The following is a 24859-nucleotide window of genomic DNA, read 5'->3' on the forward strand; positions in this document are numbered from 1 at the left end:
AAAGAATTTTGACTAGTTAGATAATTGGTTGCGTATTATTATAATGCCAGTTTGGAAGCTTTGTAAACATTTGTTATATTTAATCCCAAATTAAAGGTCTTTCCAAATCTACCATGCGTAAATATTGTAAAAATTGACCTGCATGGACCGCATCATGATAGGCAATTCGTAATAGCATATCGCCTAAATATCGTTGATAGCCAACATCGCTTCGATCAATAAGTCTTGCATCTAGCTCTGCTATGCTTATTGATTGAACATATTCTATGAAATCGGCAAAACATGATTGTGCTAATTCAATTTCTTTTTTAACACAAGTAATTGGCTCATCATCATACGGGATATGTATGTCGTTTATTGAGCCGTTGTTTTTTAAAATCATATGATAGTAAAAAGTTGAGGTCCATACGTGACGAATCATTTCACCAAAGGACATAGCCTCGTGATCAGGCTTCCAATTAAGAAAATTATCGGGAAGAGAATTCCATAATTTTTCTGAGCGCCTTCTCGTTTCTTTCAAATTTAATATACTAAGATCAATTGCATTCATAATACATTCTCCTTTACTATTAAACTTAAAATAATTGTATCAATTTAATAGTTAGGGTATCATCGAAATATGAATGTATATCCGAATATCTCATATATAGCTAAACTAATTGCTGAACCTACAAGAGCAATTATCTTAGAGTGTTTAATGAATAATCAGGCACTACCTGCTAGTGAATTAGCTTATATGGCAAAGGTGTCACATCCAACAATTAGTTCTCATCTTTCTAAATTAGTAGAGGGGAATCTACTGACAGTTGAACAACATGGTAGACATCGTTACTATCGACTTGCTAATCAAGAGGTAGCAGAGGTTCTTGAAAAGTTAGGAACAATCGCACCAACAGTTCAAGTTCGGTCTTTAAAACAATCAGATCAACTAAAACAAATTCGTTATGCTCGAACTTGTTACGATCATCTTGCAGGTAGACTCGGTGTAGAGATAACCGAAAAATTATTAGATAAGGAATTTATCATTTTAGAGAAAGGAGAATACATTGTAACGGAACAAGGTAAGCGGTGGTTTCTGAATTTTGGAATAAATATTGAAACGGCAAATATAAAGAGAAGAATATTTGCAAAACCTTGTCTTGATTGGAGTGAACGACGCTACCATATTTCTGGTTGGTTAGGATCTGCAATAGCAAAACTATTTTTTGAACAGGAATGGATTACAAAAACGGATAAGAATCGGGCTGTCCATCTTACAAGAAAAGGTATGAAGTTCTTGAAAGACGAATTAGGCATTGACATGGAAAATAAAGAAATGAAATAACCTGAGTCTATACAAATGTAGACTCAGGTTATTTCATTTCTTTTCTTTTAAAAATCTTTAGTGATATTTGCGCACGACAAATTAACCTCACTTGCTTTACGGAAAGAGATTAGCTGAAAAAATAGTAGTTGAGACGATTCTATTAAATTAGTAATCATATTCATTGAAAATTATGCGTAAGAATATAGTAAATGAAGGGAGATATAAAATGAATAAAGTGAAACTGAAAGTATTTAATATAAAGTATGTCATGATATGTCTTTTATTCACAATTATATGTATTCTCACTTCATTCTTCATTTCTAGTAATTCGAACGTATTTAAATCTTATTATATTAATCAATTATTAGGAACGAATTCTACGAAAGGCCTTATGTATATGATAGGCAGTGAAAATCGTTATTTTGCCGAAGAATTTCATAAAGAAAAAGGACGAGCGTCTTTGGAATCTTTTTTACTTTCACTTTCTACAAATATTAATGTAAATGACCTCCGGAGCTTATTAACTCGAGAACTTCCAAATATGAATCAATTTTATTCAGAAATATTAATTGCCGGGGAAGGAACAGATTATACGAACATTCCTGAAGAATCCAGCATTCCTTTAGAGAATATTCAAGATAAAGGTACTGCTGTTAAACACCCAAAGAGTGAGAAAGAAAACAATTCAAATACACAAAATAACGGTGAAAATAAAGTTTTTATTTATCATACACATAGTTGGGAGTCGTTTATTCCTCTCATTCCAGGTGCTACTAAACCTGATGATGCCTCTAGTACAAATAATGAAGTGAATATTACGTTTGTTGGAATTTATTTAAAACAAAAGTTAGAAGAAAAAGGAATAGGTGTTTCACATGATACGACAAATATGAGGGACTTTCTACGAAATAAAAATTTAAACTGGGCCCAATCTTACAAAGGGTCCCGTCAAATATTACAAGATAAATTAGCACAAGATAAAAATATTATGTTTCCCATTGATCTTCATAGGGACGATGCACGAAAAAATATTACGAAGAAAACGATTAATGGAAAGGATTATGCACGACTCTATTTTATTTTAGGTCGAGAAAATCCTAACTATGAAAAAAATAAAAAAATAGTAACAGCAATCAATTCATATTTAGACGAGAAGTATTACGGTTTAAGCCGAGGCATTTTTATTAAAGATCGTAAAAGCGGGAATGGAGTATATAATCAAGACCTTTCTCCAAATGCATTACTTATTGAAATGGGAGGGGTAGATAATACACCAGAAGAACTGTATGCTTCCGTAGACGCATTAGTAGAAGCGTTTAGCCATTATTATAATGAAGTAACTAAGAAAAATAACTAAAATAAAAAAGGAGTGACACCTAGTCGGAAGTGCTAGGAGGTTACTCCTTTTTTGTAGAAAATAAAATTACCAATAGATGTTAGTAGTTAAAAAATCTTTCTTTTCATTCTTCTTTTTATCGTTTTATAGGAGAATGCTATGCTTCTTATTTCACCTACTGTATAATAAGAAAAAAGCACGAAAAGAGGTTATCTCATGCTAGAGGTTATTGCAACATGTTTAGAAGATGTAAAACGAATTGAACGAGCTGGCGGAAAACGAATCGAATTAATTTCATCTTATACAGAAGGCGGTTTAACGCCGAGTTATGCATTTATTAAAAAAGCGGTAGAAGCAGTACATATACCAATTCACGTTATGATTCGTCCGCATGCGAAGTCTTTTACATATACGGAAGAAGAAATTGAAATGATGAAAGAAGATATTGTAGTTGCTCAGAAATTAGGAGTAGCTGGTGTTGTATTAGGTGTATTAAATGAAAAGAATGAAGTGGATGAAGAGAAACTAGCGAATTTATTATCTGTGGTAGATGGGATAAATGTCACATATCATCGTGCAATAGACGACACGGAAAATCCAGTAGAAGCAATGAGAACGTTAAAGAAGTTTCATAAAGTGACTCACGTCTTAACTTCAGGTGGACAAGGGAATATAGTTGATAATATTCCGGTGCTTACAGATATGCAAAAGGTAAGCGATGGTCAAATTCAGCTTGTAGCTGGAGCTGGTGTGACGAAAGAAAATATAAAACGATTGCTAGATGAAACTGGAATTTCGCAAGCTCATGTCGGTACAGCTGTAAGAGAAGGGAAATCATGTTTTGCTGAAATTGATCCTAATTTCGTACAAGAATTAGTTCAAATCATACAATAAACAATTAAGAAAGAGGAGAAACGATGAAGGAAAATACGAAGAAAGAATTATTCTCATGGGCGAAAACGATAGGATTTACCCTTGTATTAATCGCAATTATTCGCGGTGTTTTATTTACACCGTCATTAGTACAAGGCGAATCGATGATGCCCACTTTAGAAAATAACGAACGAGTTCTCGTGAACAAGATTGGTTACAGTATAAGTGGATTAGAACGTTTTGATATTATCGTCTTTCATGGAAAAGAAGGATACGATTTAGTAAAACGAGTAATTGGTTTACCAGGTGATACAGTTGAGTATAAAAATGATGTTTTATATGTAAACGGAAAAGCGATGGAAGAACCATATTTAAAAGAGTTTAAAGAAAAAGCAGCAGGCCGTGTATTAACTCCAGACTTTACGTTAGAACAAATCACAGGAAAAACGAAAGTGCCAGAAGGCCAAGTATTTGTTTTAGGGGATAATCGTGAAGTTTCTAAAGACGGTCGTATGTTTGGGTTTATTTCAGAAGATGAAATTGTCGGAAAAGGACAAGCTGTTTTCTGGCCGTTGAAACAAGTAAGAGCGTTATAAAGAAAAAGTATGGGGGAATATATATTCTTCCATACTTTTTTTATGCCTATTTAAACGTTTGGTTCTGCTATAACTTGAGCTTTTGAAAGAGAACCATCATTATTTCTAAATTTTATTTTGTATTGACCTTACATAAAGGTTAAGTAGCTGAAAAATATATTGATAGAATTGAAAGAATATTTTATAATTTTTAATTATATGTTTGTTTCAGAAAATGGAATTTAAGTTCCGAAATTCGGAATAAGAGGGAGAGAGAATGACTATAAATAAAACGGCAGTTAAGACAATGGATATTTTACAGTTGTTTTATGAGCATGAAGAGCTAAGTTTAACAGAAATGGTTCAGCTTACAAGTATGCCGAAAACATCTGTTTATCGTTTAATTGGTTCGTTAGAAGAAATGGAATTTTTACAAAAAAATGAGAAGGGGAAATATCGTCTAGGAGTCGTTTTTTTACGGTTTGGTCAACTTGTTTCACAAAGACTATCCGTAAGAAATATTGCGATTCCATATATGAAAGAGCTTAGAGATAGTTTAGGGCAGGCAGTTAATTTAATTATTCAAGATGGTAATGATGCGATTTATGTGGAAAAGATGGAAGGCGTTCAGCCTGTACGTGTGTATACGGCGGTTGGAAGAAGAGCGCCACTTTATGCTGGTGCATGTCCGAGAATTTTACTATCGTATTTTTCTGAGGAAAAGAAACGGAAATACATAGAGGAAACGAATTTAAAACAATTTGCAGATGGAACAATCGTAGATAAGAAACAATTACTAGAAGTGTTACAAATGGCGAAAAAGGAAGGACACACCATTAGCTATTCTGAGTTAGAAAATCATACAGCAGCTATAGCAGCGCCCATTTTCGCAAATGATGGAACGGTTGTAGCAGGCATTAGCATTTCAGGATTAGCAATTGAGTACAGCGAAAGTAACATTTCATATTTTATCGCGAAGGTGAAAGAGACAGCGAATCGCATTTCGAAAGAACTTGGCTTTTTGGCATAGAAAGAGGGAGTAGGATGAAATTTTCTGCGTTAGGGGATCAAGCAATTATTGTTACATTTGGTGCAGAAATCGGGATGGATGTATACGAAAAAGTACAACGACTATTTCAAGCGTTGCAGCAACATCCGTTTGTAGGGATGGTTGAATGTGTTCCGTCGTTTACTTCATTAGCCGTTTACTACAATTTGTATGAAGTATGGAAGGGAAATGATAGAAAGATAAGACCATATGATTGCGTATGCCAATACATAGCTAGAATGTTAGATACGTATAAGGAAGAGCTGAAACGAGATGTGAAACATATTTCTATACCCGTTTGTTACGGGGGAGAATATGGACCTGATTTAGAAGAGGTGGCATATTATCACGGTTTACAAGTAGAAGATGTGATCCGAATACATAGTGAAACAACGTATTTTGTGTATATGTTAGGCTTTACACCAGGATTCCCGTATTTAGGAGGACTATCAAAAAAACTAGAAACGCCTAGAAAAGAAATACCACGGTTACAAATCTCTCCTGGTTCAGTAGGAATCGGCGGAAATCAAACAGGTATTTATCCGCTTGAAACACCGGGTGGATGGAATATTATTGGCCGAACACCAATCTCCTTATTTAATCCGGAAGAAGAAACACCAACCTTTATTCAAAGCGGCATGTATTTACGATTTATCCCAATAACGAAGGAAGAGTACGTATCACTTGAGGGGGCTAAAGAATGGATGTAGAGGTTTTGCATGCAGGGATGTTTACAACAGTCCAAGATTTAGGACGATCTCATTATCAACAATACGGTGTGCCAGTTGGCGGGGCGATGGATCAAAGTGCACTTCGGACGATCAATATGTTAGTTGGTAATGAAGAGAATGAAGCGGCACTCGAAATGACGATTATGGGACCGAAATTGTTAATAAAGAAAACGACGTTACTTGCGATTGGCGGTGCGGATATGGAACCGTTACTAAATGGGGAGCGTATACCATTATGGCGTCCCATTTTAGCGGAAGAAGGTAGTATGCTTTGCTTTGGAAAAGTGAAAAGTGGTTGCAGAACGTATGTGACTTTTGCAGGTGGTATCCATATTGATCGTACGATGGGAAGCAAAAGTACTTACATACGTGCTGCGATTGGAGGTATAGAAGGAAGAATGTTGAAAAAGGGTGACTACTTCCAAATTGGTGTACAACCAGAAATGGCGAATCGTTTCGTTCAAGACTTACAAAAAGATAAGAGAATAAAAACGAAATGGGCAATTAGCAACAGCGTACTACCAAAGTATAAGAAACATCCTAAGCTTCGTGTCATAGCTGACTTTGAATATAATCAATTTACAGAAGAAAGCAAAAAGGCATTTTTTACGAAAGAGTATAAAGTATCTAATTACGCTGACCGTATGGGTTATAGGGTTGAAGGAGAAATTTTAAATAGAGCCGTTGAAAAAGAGATTTTATCGAGTCCTGTTACATTTGGAACCATTCAAGTTCCTAATGGTGGACAGCCGATTATATTAATGGCAGATAGGCAAACGACAGGTGGCTATCCGAGAATGGGAAATATCATTTCAGTAGATTTACCTCTTCTTGCCCAGCTAAAGCCGGGGGACTATGTTTCTTTTGAGAAAATTTCGCTTGAAGAAGCGGAACAATTGTACATAGAACAAGAAGTAAATATGAATCTATTAAAGAAATTCATTGCTTTACGAAGCTGAAATTAGGAGGGAAACAGTGTGACTACAATTGATTTAAATTGTGATTTAGGAGAAAGTTTTGGCGCTTATAAAATGGGGAATGATGATGAAATTCTCCCGTTCGTTTCCTCAATAAACGTTGCTTGCGGTTTTCATGCAGGTGATCCGTCCGTTATGCGTCAAACAGTTGAAAAGGCAATGCAACATAACGTTGCGATAGGGGCACACCCCGGATTTCCAGATTTAATTGGATTTGGTAGAAGGAATATGAACGTTCCAGCAAGTGAAGTATACGATTATGTTCTATATCAAATTGGTGCATTAGACGGTTTTGTAAAAGCAGCTGGCGGGAAGATGCATCATGTGAAACCCCACGGTGCTCTATATAATATGGCGGCAACTAATCCGGAAATTGCAGATGCAATTGCAAAGGCAATATATCATATAAATCCAAGTCTATTACTTTACGGATTAGCAAATAGCGAGGCGTTTATACAGGCTGCAGAAAAATACAATATAACTCTCGTACAAGAAGCTTTCGCAGATCGTACGTATAAGCAAGATGGAACATTAACGAGTCGTACGGAAGAAAATGCGCTTATAAAAAATGAAGAAGAAGCGATAAAGCAAGTGCTTCAAATGGTGAAAGAAGGCTATGTAAATTCGGTGAACGGCCAGAAAGTAGCCGTTCAGGCGCAGACGATTTGTTTACACGGTGATGGAGAAAAAGCAGTACAATTTGCGAAAAGAATATACAGAACATTCGAACATAATGGTATTTCTATTTGTGCACCGAAATAAAAAAATGTGGGGAAGTGTTGGAATTGGTGAAATTAATCGGTATATTACTAGTTGCAGTGGGCTTTTTATTTAGATTAAATACACTTTTAGTCGTTATGGTTGCAGGTATTGTTACTGGCATGGTTTCAGGATTAAGCTTTTATGATGTGATTAGCATGTTCGGTAAATTTTTCATAGAAAATAGATATATGTCTATGCCTATCATACTAACTTTACCGGTAATCGGAATTTTAGAGCGTTACGGTTTGAAAGAAAGAGCAGAAGCACTTATAACGAAATCAAAAGGTGCAACAACTGGAAGAGTATTAATGTCATATTTTACGATAAGAGAATCATCAGCAGCACTAGGGCTTAATATTGGTGGTCATGCACAAACAGTAAGACCACTCGTTGCACCGATGGCAGAAGGGGCTGCGCAAGGTAAATACGGTAAGCTCCCTGAAAAATTAAGAGAAAAGATTAAAGCAAATGCAGCAGCTGCGGAAAATACAGCTTGGTTTTTCGGAGAAGACATTTTTATCGCAACGGGTGCTATTTTATTAATGAAAGGATTCTTTGATTCAGTAGGTATGCATGTCGGAGTATGGGATATGGCGCTTTGGGGTATTCCAACTGCAATATCTGCACTTATCGTAAGCTGGATTAGATTTAAAAGGTTTGATAAATATATAGCAAAAACGATGACATCAAAAGAAAAAGAAGAGAAGGAGGCGATATAAAATGTACATCATCACAATGGATACAATCTACTATGTATTAGGTATAATCGTTGCCTTTATCGCCGTTCGTATCGCATTCGATCGTGAACATCCAAATCGATTTGGTTCTAGTCTATTTTGGGCGTTATTTGCAGTTACATTTTTATTCGGAAATGTAATCCCTTCGTTTTACGTTGGCTGTATTGTACTCGCTATGGTTGTGTTAGCTTCACTAAATAAAGTAACAAAATCAGAGGAGAAAGAAGTTCCAGTACAAGAACGTGTAAAACATGCGGAGAAATTAAAAAATAAAATCTTTATGCCTGCACTATTAATTCCTATTTTTACAATTATCGGTACGTTAACGTTAGGAAAAATCAAATGGGGAAATGTTTCTCTTGTTGATCCGGATAAAATAACGCTAGTAGCATTAGCATTAGGAGCATTACTTGCATTCGTTGCGGCAATGCGTATTACAAAATCGAAAATAACAACGCCTGTACAAGAAGGAAGCAGACTATTACAAGCTGTCGGCTGGGCTGTTATTTTACCACAAATGTTAGCAGCACTTGGTGGTATTTTCGCGAAATCTGGCGTTGGACAAGTCGTTTCTGATTTAGTCGGACAAGTGTTACCGACAGAGTATCCGTTCGTTGCTGTTATGGCGTACTGTTTAGGAATGATGCTTTTCACAGTTGTAATGGGAAATGCTTTCGCAGCGTTTGCCGTTATTACTGGCGGAATTGGTTTACCTTTAATTGTACAAATGCACGGCGGGAATCCAGCGATTATGGCAGCGCTTGGTATGTTTGCGGGATATTGCGGAACGCTGCTTACGCCAATGGCAGCAAACTTTAATATCGTTCCGGCAATGCTTTTAGAACTGAAAGATAAAAATGCCGTTATTAAAGCGCAAGTACCAATTGCTCTTTCAATCTTCATCATAAATATGTTTATCATGTACGGCCTAGTATATCGTTTCTAATTAGGAGGATAAAACTATGAAAACAGTATTATTAACAGGATTTGATCCGTTCGGTGGAGAAAGTATCAATCCAGCTTGGGAAGTCGCAAAAAGTTTGCATGAAAAAACAATCGGAGAATACAAGATTATTAGTAAACAAGTACCCACTGTATTTCATAAATCAATCAGTGTATTAAAAGAGTATATAGAAGAACTAGCACCGGAATTTATTATATGCATTGGACAAGCTGGGGGTAGACCAGATATTACGATAGAGCGTGTCGCAATTAATATTGATGATGCTAGAATTGCTGACAATGAAGGAAATCAGCCAGTAGATGTACCGGTTGTAGAAGAAGGCCCAGCTGCTTATTGGTCTACACTTCCGATGAAAGCAATTGTAAAAAAACTTCAAGAAGAAGGTATACCGGCTTCCGTTTCACAAACAGCAGGTACGTTCGTTTGTAATCATTTATTCTATGGTCTCATGCATGAACTAGAAAAACATGATACAAAAATGAAAGGCGGATTTATTCATATTCCGTTTTTACCAGAGCAAGCGAGTAATTATCCAGGGCAACCGAGTATGTCACTTTCTACTATTCGTAAAGGGATAGAGTTGGCAGTTGAAGTAACGACGACCGTTGAGGTAGATATTGTAGAGGTTGGTGGCACGACACATTAAGTAGAATGAATTGCACGACACCTCCTGTAAACAACTGGTATAATAAGTATAGCAATATACATAGAGGTGATTTTTGTGCAACAATTTGAAGAAGTACGTTTGATTTTAGAAAAAGCGAAGAAAATGACAGTATTAACAGGCGCTGGTGCAAGTACGGAAAGTGGTATCCCAGATTTTCGTTCAGCAAATGGATTATATGCTGATGCGAATGTCGAGATGTATTTATCAAGAGGGTACTATAACCGAAGTCCGAAAGAATTTTGGAAGCATTATAAAGAAATCTTTCAAATCAATACGTTTCATCAATATAAACCAAATCGTGGGCATCGCTTTTTAGCGGAGCTAGAAGAGCAAGGGAAAGATATTACGATTTTAACGCAAAATATTGACGGTTTACATCAATTAGGTGGTAGTAAACATGTTATTGATTTACACGGCACACTGCAAACAGCACATTGTCCGAAGTGTAAAACGGGATATGATTTGCAGTATATGATTGATCATGAGGTGCCGCGCTGTCAGAAGTGTAATTTCATTTTAAATCCAGACGTTGTTTTATACGGAGATACATTGCCGCAATATCAAAATGCGGTCAAACGTTTATATGAAACAGATGTGCTTATCGTTATGGGGACGTCACTCAAAGTACAACCTGTTGCTTCATTCCCGCAAATCGCAAAGAGGGAAGTAGGAGCAACAACGATTTTAGTAAATGAAGAGTTAACAGGACAAGAATATAACTTTGATTATGTTTTTCAAAATAAGATTGGTGAATTTGTTGACGGATTGTCTTCAAGGAAATAAGTTATCGAAAAAACTGAGGTATCCGCCTCAGTTTTTTATTTGAGTAATCGTTATACTAAGCAGCGTGAAAACATGTCGATAATGTAGTAACAACATCTCTATAATTAATAAAAAAGTGTTTCGTAGGTAAAATAGCAGAGTAAGAAGTAGTATTATTTTTAACGAATACACAATCGTCATAAAGTAAGCTAATATGTAGCTGTTGTAAAGGTTTTATTTGGTGTTGTTTTATATATAAAACTAAGTCTTCGTAAAGTTGTCTACTAAAATCACTTACAGACCATTCTAATGAAAGCTGACCTGCTATGCTAGTCCACCAAACTTTAAAACTACATATTAATTCTTTGAATAATTCTTCATTACATAAATGATTATCAAAAAGATTCTCATAAAAGATATGGTTTTCATCATAAAAAATTTGCGAATCATACTTGTCATTAGCCATTTGTTTGCGAAGTGAATGCCATAATTCTTTGAATTTTGCTTCAAAGTTAGTAGAAAAATTGAATTGTCTTGCTATGTAAGGAAATTTTAAATTTTCCTTTTTCTCTTTTTGGTTGAGATAAATATTTTGAATATAAATCATAAAGTTTAAACAATGGGGCGCATTAGTATGTATTGTAAATGAATCTGTCATTTTCGTTCTCTCCTTAAGTAATGTCTTTTATGAATTTATTTCTTTAGTATACAAATAAATGTAAACTAATGGTATAAAAATAAATTTGTACCATTTTTCTTTTAGAATAATATTCATGTTATTGTGCATTAAGGGAATGGTAATAAATAGGATATAAAATAAAAAAACTGAAAATTAAATCTTTTATTTCTTTTATAATTAATATAAAATTCTATATATATCATATAAATAAATTTGATACATAATGGTTCCATGTAGAAATGTTAATAGAATGAAGCGAGGGAGCGAAATGAGACAGAAAAAGGAGCAGAAGAAACAATCGAAAAAGAAAAAGACTCATATTCCTTTTCGGTTAAATGTACTATTTTTTATCGTCTTTCTTTTATTTTCAGCTATTATAATTCAATTAGGTAAAGTACAAATCATTGATGGAGAAACGTATAGAAATGAAGTGAACAAAAAGGAAGATGTAACGGTAAGTACACCTGTTCCTAGAGGGAAAATGTTTGATCGACAAGGTCAGGTGATTGTAAATAACAAACCACTACGAACCGTTACATATACGAAAATGAAAGGAGTAGATTCGAAAGAAGTTTTACAAGTAGCAAGACAGTTAGCCCAGTTAATTGAAATGTCGCCAGAGGATATAGACAAGTTAACAGAAACAGATAAAAAGGATTTTTGGATGCAGTTAAATGAAAAGCGGGCAGCAGAAAAAGTAACGAAAGAAGATGAGAGTAAATTTAGGAAGCAGGAGATAGAAGGGAAAGAATTAGATAAAAAAGTGGAAGAGTTACGTAGGGAAAGAATTACACAAGAAGAATTAAGCGAACTTTCAAAAGAAGACCTAGAAGTACTAGCTATTAAAAGCAAAATGAATGCGGGATATAAAATGACGCCGCAAATCGTTAAAAAAGATGTAAGTCAAAATGAATATGCAGTCGTAAGTGAAAGATTGGCAAGCTTGCCCGGAGTAGATACGACAGTAGACTGGGAACGTGAATACCCAAATGATAAAATACTTCGTTCTATTCTTGGTAGCGTTTCTACTGAAAATGAAGGATTGCCAAGGGAACAATTAGATTATTATTTAGTGCGTGATTATAACCGAAATGACCGCATTGGTAAGAGTTACATCGAAAAGCAATATGAAGACGCATTACATGGAACGAAAGAGCAATCTAAAAGCATTACAGATAAAGCAGGAAATATAATCCGGACAGAAAAAGTGACCGAAGGAAAAAGTGGAAATAATTTAATGTTAACAGTAGATATGGAGTTACAGAAAAAAGTAGAGGAAAGTCTTGAAAAGAATTTACGAGCATTTCATTCTGCAGAGCCGATGATGGATCGTGCATTCGTTGTAATGATGAATCCGAAAAACGGTCAAATTTTATCGATGGCAGGAAAGAAAATTGTAAATAAAGATGGCGGGATGCAAATAGAGGACTATGCTTTAGGGACGATGACAAGTTCTTATGAGTTAGGGTCAACTGTGAAAGGGGCTACATTATTAGCCGGCTATCAAACTGACACAATTAAGCCGTATACACATTTCTTTGATGCACCTATGTATTTTAAAGGAAGCTCTAAGCCGAAGAAATCGTGGAAAGACTTTGGTGATATTGATGATTTAAGAGCTTTACAAGTTTCATCAAACGTATATATGTTTAATACAGCATTAAAGATGGCAGGTATAAATTATGTGCCAAACAATCCATTAGATATTAAACAAGAGACATTTAATAAAATGCGCTACTATTTTAGACAATTTGGTTTAGGTGTACCGACTGGTATTGACTTGCCGAATGAATCGATTGGTCAAATGGGTAGAACGGATAACGTACCTGGTTTTTTACTTGATTATGCGATTGGACAGTACGATACATATACGCCGCTTCAACTTGCTCAATATATTTCAACCATTGCAAACGGTGGTTACAGAATGAAACCGCAAATTGTGCAAGAAGTGAGAGAACAACCACATAGACCAGAGGATGTTGGAAAAGTTATTCGATCTATTGAACCAGTTATTTTAAATCGAGTGGATATGAACACTTCATACATTAATCATGTAAAAGAAGGATTTAGAAGGGTTTTTCAAGAGAATGACGGAACAGGTACTGCAACGTTTAAAGGATTACCGTATAAACCAGCTGGAAAAACAGGGACAGCTGAAACTGTGTATGGTGGAGAAAGTGAAATTGGAAGAGATGAAAACAATAATCGAAAAAAATGTTATAATTTAACTCTTGCCGGTTATGCGCCGTATGATGCTGATCCGGAAGTAGCTTTTTCAGTTGTTGTACCATGGGTAAATGATGACAAATCAGGAATTAATTCCGCGATTGGTAAAGAAATTTTGGATGCGTATTTTGAATTGAAAGCGAAAAGAGCAGGTGGAAATCCAGTCCCAGTAGAGCAGCCGAACAAGGCCCAGTAAAAATAATATCACTGCATTGAGACATATGGTGCAGTGATATATTTTTTGATTTAAAAAGCGTTTGAATAAGGTGGGAATGGATATGAAACAGGAGATTAAAAGAGGTTGGGGGAAATACATACTCTTCGTGTTTGTTTTGGTAATAGCCTATCATTCTTTTACTTTATGTAAAGTGGAAGGGAAATCGATGCAACCGACTTTATATGAAGAAGACTACGTATTTGTAAATAAAGCAGCCGTACACTTTTCTGATTTAGAGCATGGAGAAATTGTCATTATAAAGGAAGAGGATGAGTCAAAATATTATGTAAAACGAGTAATAGGGCTTCCTGGTGACGTAATTAACATAACGAATGGATCTGTATATGTGAATGATAAAAAACAAGAAGAACCGTATACAAATAAAGATTTATTCAATAATACGCAAGTGTTTTATAACTTTCAAAAGACAAAAATCCCACCAAATAAATTATTTGTAATGGGAGATAATCGTGAACTTAGTAGAGATAGTCGAAACGGTTTAGGATATATTGAAGAAGATAATATAATAGGCAAAGTGGAATTTGTATATTATCCTTTTTCAAAAATGAAGATCATAGAATAAGTGGGGGTTTCTCTATCCCCACTTATTAACGTTTCACTTTATCTTCTTTAAAAAACCTTTTGGGTTAAACGATATGAAAAACTTATGCTTAGATTCATCGATTATGAAATTGTTGTTTGTAGCTAAAAACTCTTCAACAGCTTCCATTGGGCCAGGTCCCCAATCAGGAGAAACAGGATTTCCATTAATAGATGTATCTTCTACTATAATATAACTGCCTTTAGTAACGATAGATTTATAAAGCAACAATTCTTTTGCTACATGCTCTTTACTATGATCTGAATCTAAAATAACTAAAATCACATCATCAGGTTTGCGCATACTTAATATTGTTTGCACAGCGGTTACTGAAACAGAAGAAGCTGTTAAATACGTAATACGATCATGGGATGGACGATTTGGTTGTGGAAATATATCAATAGTAAGAACATGACCTTTTCCAATTAAATCTAAAATGGAAGCTAAATACAGTGCGCTACCACCATAACAAGTGCCACATTCAATAATTAAATCGGGTTTTAATTCGTAAATCATTTCTTGATACAAAAAAAGATCAGAAGGAAGTTTGAGAATGGGGACTCCAAGCCAATGTGTATCATATAACCAGACGCGACTATCGTAAAATTGTTTTAAAAATTCGCTGCTTATGTTATCGATTTTGAACACTCCTTTCTGGAAACGAAAGTTGTACAATATATTATGTGAGATATGATTGTAAGGAGAATGTTTTTGAATAAAAATGAGCAAAATACCTCATTAAAAAAACAGTTGTTTGTATAATAAGAATTTTTTTATGCAGCAAGTCTAATCAAAATGCTGTTTAAATTTTTAGATGAGGGGAAAAAGAAAGGAAAGAAAGGAAAGAAAGGAAAGAAACGTATGTATAAGTACACAATTTGTTTCATTAGAAAAGGAAATAAAATACTCTTATTGAATAGAAATAAAAAGCCAAATATGGGAATGTGGAATGGTGTTGGTGGAAAAATTGAAGATAATGAAACGCCATATGAAGGAATAATTAGAGAAACGCTTGAAGAAACAGGCATAGATCTTCCAAGTGTAACGTATAAAGGGAATGTCGTTTTTAAAAGTAAGGACGAGTCTCAGGGGCGTGAAGGAATGTATGTATTCCTTGCTGATCTGCCAGATGGGGTACATATGGACACGCCAGTAAGTATGGCGGAAGGATTATTAGAATGGAAAGAAATTGATTGGATATTAAATAAGGATAATAGAGGTGTAGTGAGCAATTTACCAAAATACTTACCAATAGTATTAACAGAAGAAAATAAGTTAGAGCATATATTCACGTACGATAACGGGAATATTATTCATTACACAACTTCATTTTTGACAGATGATAATGCGAACACACGATATGTAAAAAAAAATCTTTCATACTCAAGTTAATAAAATCTTTCAAAGAGCAATTAGCATTTGTATGTTGATTGCTCTCATTATATATAAGGGGGAAAGATATGTTTCAGAAATACAATTCATTGGCCATAATCGTTATATGTACGATGTTCCTCTTGGTAGCTTGTTCTAAAAGTGATAAAGAACTTAAAAACATTCAACAAGCGGACTATCTAGTATCCTATTCAAATGCAATGAAAGATGGTGGTTACATATATGCATATGATAAGAAAGGAAATACGATTAGTAAAATGGAAGTAGATGGTCAAAGTATGATGAGCAATGCAAAAGATGAAAAGGGATACTACTTTTCATCAAATAGAAATAACAATCATTATGCAATTGATAAGACTGGTAAGATGCAAGAAATCAGTAGACCGAAACAATTACAAGATGTAAACGCAGGGGCATATTTTATACATGCAGAGCAAGGTTATAAATTTTATGATGTGAACATTGGGCTGGTAGACGAAAAGAAAGGATATACAAGTGAACTCGTATATTGGAAAGAGAATGATAAAAGGCAAGAAAGTGTAGAACTAAAGGGAACGATTCAAGGTGCGCATATTATTGAGAATCATATATACGCATTTTCACAAACGCTAGACAAAGTATATATTTCAGAAATAGATTTGGTCACAAATAAAAAAACAAACGAATTTGAAATTCCTAATGAAAATGTATATTTTGCAACAACTCCTCAAAAAGTAATTTTTCAAAAGTATAAAGATAAATTATTGTTCGTACTAAGTGATAATGTAAATCAAAAGTTACCACCTAAATTAATTATGGTAAATACAAAGACTAGAGTAGTAGAAAAAGAAACAATATTAGACGAAAAGCAATTCATACCTGTTCTAGTGCAGGTGATTGAAGATAAGGTGTATATTTTAAATAATGATGAAAAAGTGAAAGAGCTAGATGAGAACTTGAATATCATACGTACATATTCATTACAAAGTGACAAAAATACAAAAATCACTAGAGAGGACAAAGGGATTTCTGATATACAAGTACATGGTAATAAGTTATACATCTTATACAAAGATATGAATCCAAAGAGTAAAAAGAAACAATTGGTAGCTGAGATTGAAGGATATGATTTGTTAACAGGGGCTAGTATTGAAAAGACTACTTTACAATTAGATAAGAAGTGGGATGATATAACTTTTCTTATTATGAAAGAGTAGAGAACATACGTAAACGGAGCAAAAAGGAGGGGCTTTGCCACCTCCTTTTTGTTAGCTGTGAATCGCCTTAATGATAAATCGATGTTGCTTCACATCAAAATATCCTTTTTGCAAGATGATTTCATGTATACGATATAGTTCCTCATAATACCTTTCGACAGTAAAATCAGGGATTTGCCACGGAATCGCTTTTAAATAATAGACAATAGCGCCAATATCATAAAAGCGTTGGAAAGGGAATTCTTCTTTTGCATCTAAGATAGTAAATCCATTTTCCTCTAACTCACTATATGCTGCTTCGAGTGACCAACTTGCAAATTCGCTATTTAGTGGTGAGCCAAACTGCTCATTAAGTACCGCGCAATCAAGACCGCCAACTTGCTGTGTAAGAAATATTCCATTAGGAGAAAGTATTCTATTTACCTCAGAAGCAGCATAGGATTCATGTTGATTTATAATTAAATCAAACTGCCCATCTTGAAATGGTAATGCAGTATCATCGCTCACCTCTACAACAGTAATCCCTAAAGGTTCTAATTTCTTCTGAGCAATTGGCACGTTTGGAGCATAACCCTCAGTCGCATAAATAGTTGGTGGGAACGGTTGTAACATAGATAAAAACTCTCCGCCGCCAGTACCCATATCGAGCATTGCTTTAGCACGTTGCATAAGCTGATAAGCAGTGCTACCGTACGACCATGATAAAGGCTCGCTCTTCATTCGGCCCGTTTCTGAAATAAAAGAAAAATCCCAACCGCTAAAATGTGTATTTGCACTTTCTAATAAAGTTAAAAATAATAGATTACGTTTCATAATTATGTCCTCCTATTTTTCAATGAATGATATGATGAAAAAAGAAAAAGGAGGACCTCTTATGAAAGAGAAGCGGTTTTACGTTTCGTGTTCGAATAGATTCATATAAATTCGCTCCTTGTAAGAATGGTTATTTATATATTCGGGATAAGTAAGTGAAAGTCCTTTGAATTTGTGAGGGAAGGTTATGCTCTTCAATAATTGGGCCATTAAATGAAATAGTGCAATACGTATTGATTACATGCATTTTAACGTTTTTGAATTTTCTTGAATTATCCTCTTGAACCTCTAGTTACTTTAGGTTTTATAATGAATTTATATTTTTAATAGGGGGATTTACATGAATACGGATAAAAAGTTTTCTATTGGAGAATTCTCGAAAAAAACGGGCATACCAATTCCTACTTTGCATTACTATGATGAAATTGGATTGTTACAACCAGAAAAGAATCCTTCTTCAGGGCACCGCATTTATAAATATCAAGATATTATAACCTTACAAAAAATTATAAGTTTAAAATTTCTAGGCTATAGTCTAGATAAAGTCGCTAATTTGTTACATGAATCAAGCTTTAGCGTTGATCTGAATGAAAGCTTGTCTCTCCATTTGCAAGTGTTAGAAAGAGAACAAGAACAAATTGAGCAATCAATGCAAGTGATTAAAAGAGTAATGAAGTTAGTCGAAGAGGAAGAAGAAGTAGATAGTACTGTATTATTTAGTCTTATTTACGGTATGAATACTGAACATACACACAAAGAATGGACGGAACGCCATAAGTTAACGGATATCGTGGAAGAAATATCAAAGAAATCAGAAGAAGATAAAATTGCTTTGGATAAAACGTTTATTCAATTGTCTAAAAAGGTTAAGCAATTATATGGTAAACCAGTCGAGGATTCGAAAGTACAAGAGATGATTAAGGAATATATTGAAGAGTCTTTTTCATTTCTTAATGAGGATCTGATACAAAAGTTAGCTAATACTAGTGTGGAAGAACTGGATATGCAAGAACTTGAAAATATGATACCTTCGCCTTTCGCAGAAGATGAACAAAAATGGCTTAATGAAGCGATGGAATATTATATGAAGCAAGTAGAAATGGAATAGGGATAGATTTTATGAGCAATGGTAGGTGGTTTAGCTTTATCGAAATAATGCTATAGACCTTTCATTGAAGAAGTGGAATGTTGGAAAAATACGTTTGTTATTGCTGTATTTAAAAGAAAGAAATGCGTATGCTTTATTTTTGAAGCATACGCGTTTTTGTTTAAAATACTCAAAAACAAAAATCTTTTGATAAAGTACCATTTTTAATCACCGTTCGTAACCCATGTTTTATAATCCAAGGATTAACTGGATGCTGTTTATCACGTAATTGCTGCAACCATTGAAAAACGAGTTCTTTATCTTCTTTCGTAATATCGTTAATATGATTGGCTACAGATTTTTGAACATATTTAGAAGGGTCATTCATTAAAGGCTCAAGAAGCTGTAAATTGTACTGAAAGTCACCTTTCAGAGCTCCTATTTTTTTAGCCCAAGGAAGTCTTGGTCTTGTACCTTCGGAAACTAATCTTCTAATGTGGCTGTTTTCGTCATGAATCCACTGTTGTAATATGTTTAGTGTGTCTTCATGGTATGTTTCAAGAAAAGGCCGAATGGCATATTCAGCAGTATTTCTTTTCGTTATTTCATACATGGCGTTGAATGAGGTTTCAAAGTCGTTAAGTCCATATTTTTCAACGTATTTTGCAATAGGCATGTACATATATCCGTTTGTAAATGTGCCTACTTCTGTTGTATTTTCTGGTCCTAATGTTTTCAGTAATATATGTATTGCTTCATTAAAATCTTTTTGTAAAGCATTGTGTAATTCATCTGCAATTACTTCAATACGCTGCTTTAGCTCTAAATTTTCAACGTTACATGTTACGGAAGATACAAAGTTTCTTTTAGAGAAAGTAGGATCGTGTTTACAAATAGAATCAGCCATTTTTTCTGCTAATTCTTCGTTAAATAAAAATTTTAGCGGAACATATTTACCCATTTTTTCACCTCAGTGGTCAGTTGAAAACAAGTTTTATTTTTTAATCGACAATCCATAAACTAAAGTCTCATTCGGAGTCGTAATACTAAAACCTGTCGTTTTATAATCAAGCTTCACCGTATCACCAGTGTAGTCTTTCGTAAATGAATCCATTTGTACGATAAGGTCTGCATCTTCATATACAACATCATCTGCAACATATGTATCCCAAATTAAATCGACATCAACGAAAATACTACAAGAGTTTGTCATTGTCCCTCTAATGCGAATGATTTTTTTATCTTCACGTTCTAATCTATGTATAGCTGCTATTGCTTCATCAGTAATGCGAATGTTCATTGTATCCCAACCTTTATTTATATTTCCTTTATTATTGCAAAAACAGAAGAAATAGGGAAGTAAAGAGGTTTGTAATAAAAAACGAGCAAACAAATTTGTTTGCTCGTCTCCTTTTATTTCAGTTCACATTTATCAAGTGGAATGACTTTTGTTTTTTTCGTAAATTTGTATCCTAACCAAAGTACTAAGAAGAGTGGTAAACCGATGTAAGAAACGAGTACGCCGTTCCAATCGATTGATTCACCCATAAATGCGCCGTAGTTTTGACCTAAAATTACGATGACGCAAAGTGCAAATGCGAAGATTGGTCCGAATGGGAACCATTTTGCTCTATAAGGTAAGTCATTTAAATCTTTTCCTTGTGCGATATATGCTTTACGGAAACGGTAATGACTAATTGCGATTCCAACCCATGCGATAAAGCCAGACATTCCTGATGCATTTAATAACCAAATGTATACAACACCGTCACCGAATAAAGAAGCAATGAAAGCGATACTACCGACAATCGATGTTACGATTAATGCGTTAACAGGTACGCCGCGGCTATCTAATTTACCAAGAAACTTCAGTGCTTTCCCTTGGCGAGCTAAATCCCAAAGCATACGAGTTGATGCATACATACCAGAGTTACCAGCAGATAGTACTGCCGTTAAAATAACAGCGTTCATAACAGAAGCAGCGAAGGCAACGCCCGCTTTTTCAAAAATAAGTGTAAATGGACTTACTGTTACATCACTTGCGGCAAGACTTTCAGTTGTATAAGGAATTAATAAACCGATAACGAGAATGGCAAGGATATAGAATAAAAGGATACGCCAAAAGATCGAGCGAATTGCTTTCGGAATATTACGCTCTGGATCAGATGTTTCACCAGCAGCTACACCTAATAATTCAGTACCTTGGAATGAGAAACCAGCTGCCATAAATACACCGATAATTGCCATGATGCCGCCATTAAATGGTGCATCTGCAACAGTGAAGTTTTTAAATCCAACAGTTTCGCCGCCCATAATTCCGAAAATCATCATAAACCCGACAATTAAAAAGATAATAATTGTAGCTACTTTAATAAGTGCGAACCAATATTCAGATTCACCAAATCCTTTAACAGATAAGTAGTTTAAAAGGAAAATAATAGCTAAACATAATCCGCTCCAAATGAGGGAAGGAGTATCTGGAAACCAAAATTTCATAATTAATGTTACAGCCGCTAGTTCAGCAGCGATAGTAATTGCCCAGTTATACCAATAGTTCCATCCAAGTGCAAAGCCAAGTGATGGATCAACAAATTTTGTTGCGTACGTGCTAAAAGAGCCAGTAACAGGCATGTAAGCTGCGAGTTCAGCTAAGCTTGTCATTAAAAAGTAAACCATAATTCCAATTGCGGCGTATGCAATTAATGCACCGCCAGGTCCAGCTGAATGGATGACACCACCGCTGGCAAGAAATAGTCCGGTACCAATTGTACCGCCGAGAGAAATCATCGTAAGGTGCCTTGATTTTAGACCGCGTCTTAATTCACCTTTTCCTTTTGTAGCTTCTGTTTTAGAGGTAGCTTGATTCGTTGCGCTATTCATGTTCAACACTCCTTTTCTTGTAAGATAGGAAGGAGCGGGGGAGAAAAATACAAAAAACCGCCAAAGGAATTTGGCGGAACGTTTCACAAATAACCACCCCATCATACCCTTCCGTTAAGATAGCACCCCACGTTTACACGGTAATTTTGTAAACGTGACAGTTCTGTTCCTTTCGGAGACAGCCCCAGCTCATATTTCCAGAGAAGAAATATAAACTTCGGCAACTTTTCCTTTCAAACGGAGTCGGTGACTTTCTCTGTGTCTCGTCCGTTTTACTCTTAAAAGTCGCAACCTCTACCTCATCGGATTGATGAGGATTTGATATATTGCTAAGATTTTTAATATATGGCAATTGTAATGAGTTTCTGAATATATTGCAAGATATTTTGTAGGAAAAAATCAAAAAATATCGGTTATTGTATAGGAAACGCTTGCAAAACTCCACCCGAACCTACTATTATGTAACAATAAGCAAAGAAAAAATTGTTATACAAATGTTTCGCAAAAAATATTGAAAAACCCTTCAAAAATTAAAAGAAAATTCAGAAAATATAATTCGACATTCATAATCAGGTCATATTTTTTGATATAATTAGAGTAACGTGTAAGCAAAAAAGGGGAAATCAAAATGAAATTAGAAACAGAAAGGCTCTATATAGTGCCGTGTACAGAAGAGAGTATTCACGTTGCTAACGAGCAAGGATATAATAGTGGCCCACATATTGTAGGGCATGTAGAAAATGTAAAACAAAATAAGGAGGTATTACCTTGGGGCGCGTGGTATGTCATTCGAAAAGAAGATGACATCGTTCTAGGTGATATAGGTTTTAAAGGGAAACTAAATGAGGAACACACAGTAGAAGTTGGTTACGGATTTATTGAGAAATACTGGAATAAAGGGTATGCGACAGAAGCTGTACAAGAACTAATAGATTGGGCTTTTCAGACAGGAGAGGTAGAAACGATTATTGCAGAGACGCTCCTTGATAACTATGGTTCGATTCGTGTGTTAGAGAAGTTACATATGAAAAGGGTAGATTCGACAGAAACAATGATGAATTGGAAAATAGAAAAAAACCGCTCGAAGTAAGTTGAGCGGTTTTTAGTAATTAAGGTAGCATCTGTTTTTGATCATTCGGATATTGGGCTGTTGATGCGTTAGAACGATTGGAATGATTGCGAACAGCAATGAAAATAGAAATAATAACGACAAGACCAATTGCCACGTAAGAAAGTGAAATAATAGTTGGATCCACTTTAAATGTAGTAAGTAGTGTACGAATGTTTGTAAAGATAATAAGGCCACCAACTAATACGCCAAGTAAATGAGAAGGAACGATGCGCACTAACCATGCAGCGATTGGAGCTGCGACAATACCGCCAAGCATTAACGAAAATACCCAAACCCAACTTACTTGTTCCCAGCCGAGTGAGATGAAGAAACCAATTGTTGCAGCAAGTGAAACAGGAAATTCACTCGTATCTACAGATCCGATAACTTTTCTAGCTTCATTTCCTCTTGCTAGAAGTACAGGTGTCGTAATCGGACCCCAGCCCCCACCACCAGTTGAATCAACGAATCCAGCGAATAAGCCAAGCGGAACAAGTTGTTTAGCCGACATACGTTTATTTGAAGTAACAATCTGTTTTTGAATAATGAATCGTAATAAAATATAAACCCCTAAAGTAAATAAAAATACAGAAATGTACGGTTTAATTACATCCCCAGGTAAATTGCTTAAAAAACATGCTCCAACAAATGCGCCAATTGCTCCTGGTAATGTAAGCCTGGAAACGGTGTATTTATCAACGTTCCCAAATTTGAGGTGAGATGCACCAGAAGCGGCGGTTGTAACAACTTCAGCTAAATGAACAGATGCGGAAGCTACAGCCGGTGCGATACCAAACATTAGTAAAAGTGAGGTAGACGTTACCCCGTACGCCATTCCAAGTGCTCCATCGATCAATTGAGCGAAAAATCCAATAATAGCAAAGACAATTAATTTCTGCATAAAAAATCCCCCTGTAATAGTAAATGAAAAAGGCACTTTTCCCGTGTGAGAAAAGTGCCTTTGGTTTTTCCAATCAGCAATATTGAAATTTGTTTCATTATAATACATATTAATCGTATAAATCAACTGGGTTTTAAAGTTTTTTGAATTGAATGAAAGAAAAATAAAATATACAATAAAAGGATGGAGAGAAAGGGGAGAAAGACATGTTACGATTTGATCATCTCGTTCACGCAGTTCATGGCACACCGGAGGAAGCGGTAAAACAAATGCAGGCACTTGGATTTCATACTGTACTAGGCGGAGAGCATACTACTTGGGGTACTTGGAATAGTTTAAGTTATTTTGATTTATCATACATAGAATTTTTAGCAGTTCAACATGAAGAAAAAGCGAAAGAAGCAGAAAATCCGTTAGTACAAGAAACGGTAGTGAAATTACAAGATGGCGATGGGATGCTGCAAATCGCAATTCGAACAGATACCATTGAAGAATTAGCAGATAAGTTTAGTAAATACGGTTTACAAACAATAGGACCTTTTGAAGGGAAACGTATGAGAAAAGATGGCCGCCTTTTAGAATGGAAAATGTTATTTGTAAAGCAAGAAGAGAACGGGCCGAAATTACCTTTCTTTATACAGTGGAATGAAACAGATGAAGAAAGAAGAAAAGATTTACGTAACATTGGAACAATCACGGAACATAAAAACAAAGTACAACAAATTGAAACAATCCATTACGCAGTAAAAAATGTTCGAGAAACAGTACGGAAATGGAAAGCAGTCATGGAGCTAACTGCAACTCCAGTCATGAAAAATGAAGAATGGAATGCGGAGTGTCAAAGTGTATCGTTTGGTGACATTCAAGTACAGTTTTGTGAACCAATTGGGAAAGGGCTAGTACTAGAATATTTGAAGAATCATGGCGAATATCCATTTGCAGTAGAATTTAAAGGGGAAAATAAACGAGAGTATGAAGTGTTAGGTAGTTTGTACATATATTGATAGAGGTGAACGCT

Annotated in this window: 27 protein-coding genes and 1 riboswitch; of the genes, 19 read left to right on the forward strand and 8 right to left on the reverse strand. The window is 35.1% G+C overall.

What is annotated here, in order from left to right; all coding sequences use genetic code 11:
* Positions 1-79: 79 nt before the first annotated feature.
* Entirely contained in the window at positions 80-550 is a 471-nt protein-coding gene (locus QCI47_RS12545) for a DinB family protein (RefSeq protein ID WP_000991268.1), read from the reverse strand.
* 69 nt (positions 551-619) lie between these two features.
* Here QCI47_RS12545 and QCI47_RS12550 point away from each other — a divergent pair, with 69 nt between their 5' ends.
* The 12 genes from QCI47_RS12550 to QCI47_RS12605 all read left to right on the forward strand — a co-directional run bounded on the left by QCI47_RS12550 (position 620) and on the right by QCI47_RS12605 (position 10759).
* Positions 620-1324, forward strand: a complete 705-nt coding sequence (locus QCI47_RS12550; protein WP_001103830.1) for an ArsR/SmtB family transcription factor — start codon at positions 620-622, stop codon at positions 1322-1324.
* Between the two features lie 208 nt (positions 1325-1532).
* Complete coding sequence (spoIIP, locus tag QCI47_RS12555; protein ID WP_353811804.1) at positions 1533-2663, forward strand: stage II sporulation protein P; 1131 nt, start codon at positions 1533-1535, stop codon at positions 2661-2663.
* Positions 2664-2858: 195 nt separating this feature from the next.
* On the forward strand, positions 2859-3536 hold the full coding sequence (locus tag QCI47_RS12560) for a copper homeostasis protein CutC (RefSeq protein WP_061130661.1): 678 nt from the start codon (positions 2859-2861) through the stop codon (positions 3534-3536).
* A gap of 23 nt (positions 3537-3559) precedes the next feature.
* The gene (lepB, locus tag QCI47_RS12565; RefSeq protein ID WP_000662493.1) at positions 3560-4111 is read left to right on the forward strand and encodes a signal peptidase I; all 552 of its coding nucleotides are present in this window, start codon (positions 3560-3562) and stop codon (positions 4109-4111) included.
* Between the two features lie 256 nt (positions 4112-4367).
* Complete coding sequence (locus QCI47_RS12570; RefSeq protein WP_061130662.1) at positions 4368-5120, forward strand: IclR family transcriptional regulator; 753 nt, start codon at positions 4368-4370, stop codon at positions 5118-5120.
* Positions 5121-5134: 14 nt separating this feature from the next.
* A complete protein-coding gene (gene pxpB / locus QCI47_RS12575) occupies positions 5135-5848 on the forward strand; it encodes a 5-oxoprolinase subunit PxpB (protein ID WP_071743110.1) in 714 nt (237 codons plus the stop codon).
* Positions 5839-6828, forward strand: coding sequence for a 5-oxoprolinase subunit C family protein (locus QCI47_RS12580; protein ID WP_061130664.1), 990 nt, complete (start codon positions 5839-5841; stop codon positions 6826-6828). Before pxpB ends, QCI47_RS12580 begins: the two co-directional genes overlap by 10 nt.
* A gap of 18 nt (positions 6829-6846) precedes the next feature.
* Complete coding sequence (pxpA, locus tag QCI47_RS12585; RefSeq protein WP_000207334.1) at positions 6847-7608, forward strand: 5-oxoprolinase subunit PxpA; 762 nt, start codon at positions 6847-6849, stop codon at positions 7606-7608.
* A 23-nt stretch (positions 7609-7631) separates the two neighbouring features.
* Complete coding sequence (locus QCI47_RS12590; protein ID WP_000239801.1) at positions 7632-8327, forward strand: DUF969 domain-containing protein; 696 nt, start codon at positions 7632-7634, stop codon at positions 8325-8327.
* Between the two features lies 1 nt (position 8328).
* Complete coding sequence (locus tag QCI47_RS12595) at positions 8329-9291, forward strand: DUF979 domain-containing protein (RefSeq protein ID WP_353811805.1); 963 nt, start codon at positions 8329-8331, stop codon at positions 9289-9291.
* Positions 9292-9307: 16 nt separating this feature from the next.
* The gene (pcp, locus tag QCI47_RS12600) at positions 9308-9955 is read left to right on the forward strand and encodes a pyroglutamyl-peptidase I (protein ID WP_000859733.1); all 648 of its coding nucleotides are present in this window, start codon (positions 9308-9310) and stop codon (positions 9953-9955) included.
* 75 nt (positions 9956-10030) lie between these two features.
* Positions 10031-10759, forward strand: a complete 729-nt coding sequence (locus QCI47_RS12605; protein WP_061130667.1) for an NAD-dependent protein deacylase — start codon at positions 10031-10033, stop codon at positions 10757-10759.
* A 55-nt stretch (positions 10760-10814) separates the two neighbouring features.
* Here QCI47_RS12605 and QCI47_RS12610 read toward each other — a convergent pair whose 3' ends face one another.
* Positions 10815-11396 carry a hypothetical protein gene (locus QCI47_RS12610; RefSeq protein ID WP_098672094.1) on the reverse strand — a complete coding sequence of 194 codons (582 nt, stop codon included), beginning with the start codon at positions 11394-11396 and terminating at the stop codon, positions 10815-10817.
* Between the two features lie 289 nt (positions 11397-11685).
* On the opposite strand from QCI47_RS12610, the gene QCI47_RS12615 reads away from it, so the two are divergent.
* Both QCI47_RS12615 and lepB (QCI47_RS12620) read left to right on the forward strand, forming a co-directional pair.
* Positions 11686-13839 carry a penicillin-binding transpeptidase domain-containing protein gene (locus QCI47_RS12615; protein WP_353811806.1) on the forward strand — a complete coding sequence of 718 codons (2154 nt, stop codon included), beginning with the start codon at positions 11686-11688 and terminating at the stop codon, positions 13837-13839.
* Positions 13840-13921: 82 nt separating this feature from the next.
* Complete coding sequence (gene lepB, locus QCI47_RS12620; protein WP_000806877.1) at positions 13922-14443, forward strand: signal peptidase I; 522 nt, start codon at positions 13922-13924, stop codon at positions 14441-14443.
* Positions 14444-14476: 33 nt separating this feature from the next.
* Here the strand turns inward: lepB (QCI47_RS12620) and QCI47_RS12625 are convergent, their stop codons facing one another.
* Positions 14477-15109, reverse strand: coding sequence for a cephalosporin hydroxylase family protein (locus tag QCI47_RS12625; protein ID WP_003161750.1), 633 nt, complete (start codon positions 15107-15109; stop codon positions 14477-14479).
* A gap of 213 nt (positions 15110-15322) precedes the next feature.
* Between QCI47_RS12625 and QCI47_RS12630 the strand changes: the two genes are divergently transcribed.
* Together QCI47_RS12630 and QCI47_RS12635 are read left to right on the forward strand one after the other, a co-directional pair.
* On the forward strand, positions 15323-15853 hold the full coding sequence (locus QCI47_RS12630; protein ID WP_025991645.1) for an NUDIX hydrolase: 531 nt from the start codon (positions 15323-15325) through the stop codon (positions 15851-15853).
* 68 nt (positions 15854-15921) lie between these two features.
* Positions 15922-17049, forward strand: a complete 1128-nt coding sequence (locus QCI47_RS12635; RefSeq protein ID WP_309423222.1) for a hypothetical protein — start codon at positions 15922-15924, stop codon at positions 17047-17049.
* A 51-nt stretch (positions 17050-17100) separates the two neighbouring features.
* Here QCI47_RS12635 and QCI47_RS12640 read toward each other — a convergent pair whose 3' ends face one another.
* The gene (locus tag QCI47_RS12640) at positions 17101-17862 is read right to left on the reverse strand and encodes a class I SAM-dependent methyltransferase (protein ID WP_309423220.1); all 762 of its coding nucleotides are present in this window, start codon (positions 17860-17862) and stop codon (positions 17101-17103) included.
* 340 nt (positions 17863-18202) lie between these two features.
* On the opposite strand from QCI47_RS12640, the gene QCI47_RS12645 reads away from it, so the two are divergent.
* Positions 18203-18970 carry a MerR family transcriptional regulator gene (locus QCI47_RS12645; protein WP_309423219.1) on the forward strand — a complete coding sequence of 256 codons (768 nt, stop codon included), beginning with the start codon at positions 18203-18205 and terminating at the stop codon, positions 18968-18970.
* 169 nt (positions 18971-19139) lie between these two features.
* On the opposite strand, the gene QCI47_RS12650 is transcribed toward QCI47_RS12645, so the two are convergent.
* The 3 genes from QCI47_RS12650 to QCI47_RS12660 form a co-directional block, all read right to left on the reverse strand.
* Positions 19140-19910 (reverse strand): DNA alkylation repair protein, encoded by a 771-nt coding sequence (locus tag QCI47_RS12650; RefSeq protein WP_309423218.1) that lies wholly within the window; start codon positions 19908-19910, stop codon positions 19140-19142.
* 33 nt (positions 19911-19943) lie between these two features.
* A complete protein-coding gene (locus QCI47_RS12655) occupies positions 19944-20249 on the reverse strand; it encodes an iron-sulfur cluster biosynthesis family protein (RefSeq protein ID WP_001026159.1) in 306 nt (101 codons plus the stop codon).
* 113 nt (positions 20250-20362) lie between these two features.
* A complete protein-coding gene (locus tag QCI47_RS12660; protein WP_353811807.1) occupies positions 20363-21829 on the reverse strand; it encodes an amino acid permease in 1467 nt (488 codons plus the stop codon).
* Positions 21830-21941: 112 nt separating this feature from the next.
* Positions 21942-22134, reverse strand: a riboswitch (Lysine riboswitch).
* Between the two features lie 323 nt (positions 22135-22457).
* On the opposite strand from QCI47_RS12660, the gene QCI47_RS12665 reads away from it, so the two are divergent.
* Entirely contained in the window at positions 22458-22919 is a 462-nt protein-coding gene (locus tag QCI47_RS12665) for a GNAT family N-acetyltransferase (protein ID WP_309423216.1), read from the forward strand.
* A 19-nt stretch (positions 22920-22938) separates the two neighbouring features.
* Here the strand turns inward: QCI47_RS12665 and QCI47_RS12670 are convergent, their stop codons facing one another.
* Entirely contained in the window at positions 22939-23949 is a 1011-nt protein-coding gene (locus QCI47_RS12670; RefSeq protein WP_140394921.1) for a sulfite exporter TauE/SafE family protein, read from the reverse strand.
* Positions 23950-24047: 98 nt separating this feature from the next.
* On the opposite strand from QCI47_RS12670, the gene QCI47_RS12675 reads away from it, so the two are divergent.
* Positions 24048-24845, forward strand: a complete 798-nt coding sequence (locus QCI47_RS12675) for a VOC family protein (protein WP_074543695.1) — start codon at positions 24048-24050, stop codon at positions 24843-24845.
* Positions 24846-24859 lie beyond the last annotated feature (14 nt).

Source organism: Bacillus cereus group sp. RP29 (genome assembly GCF_040459765.1).
Classification (GTDB): domain Bacteria; phylum Bacillota; class Bacilli; order Bacillales; family Bacillaceae_G; genus Bacillus_A; species Bacillus_A paranthracis.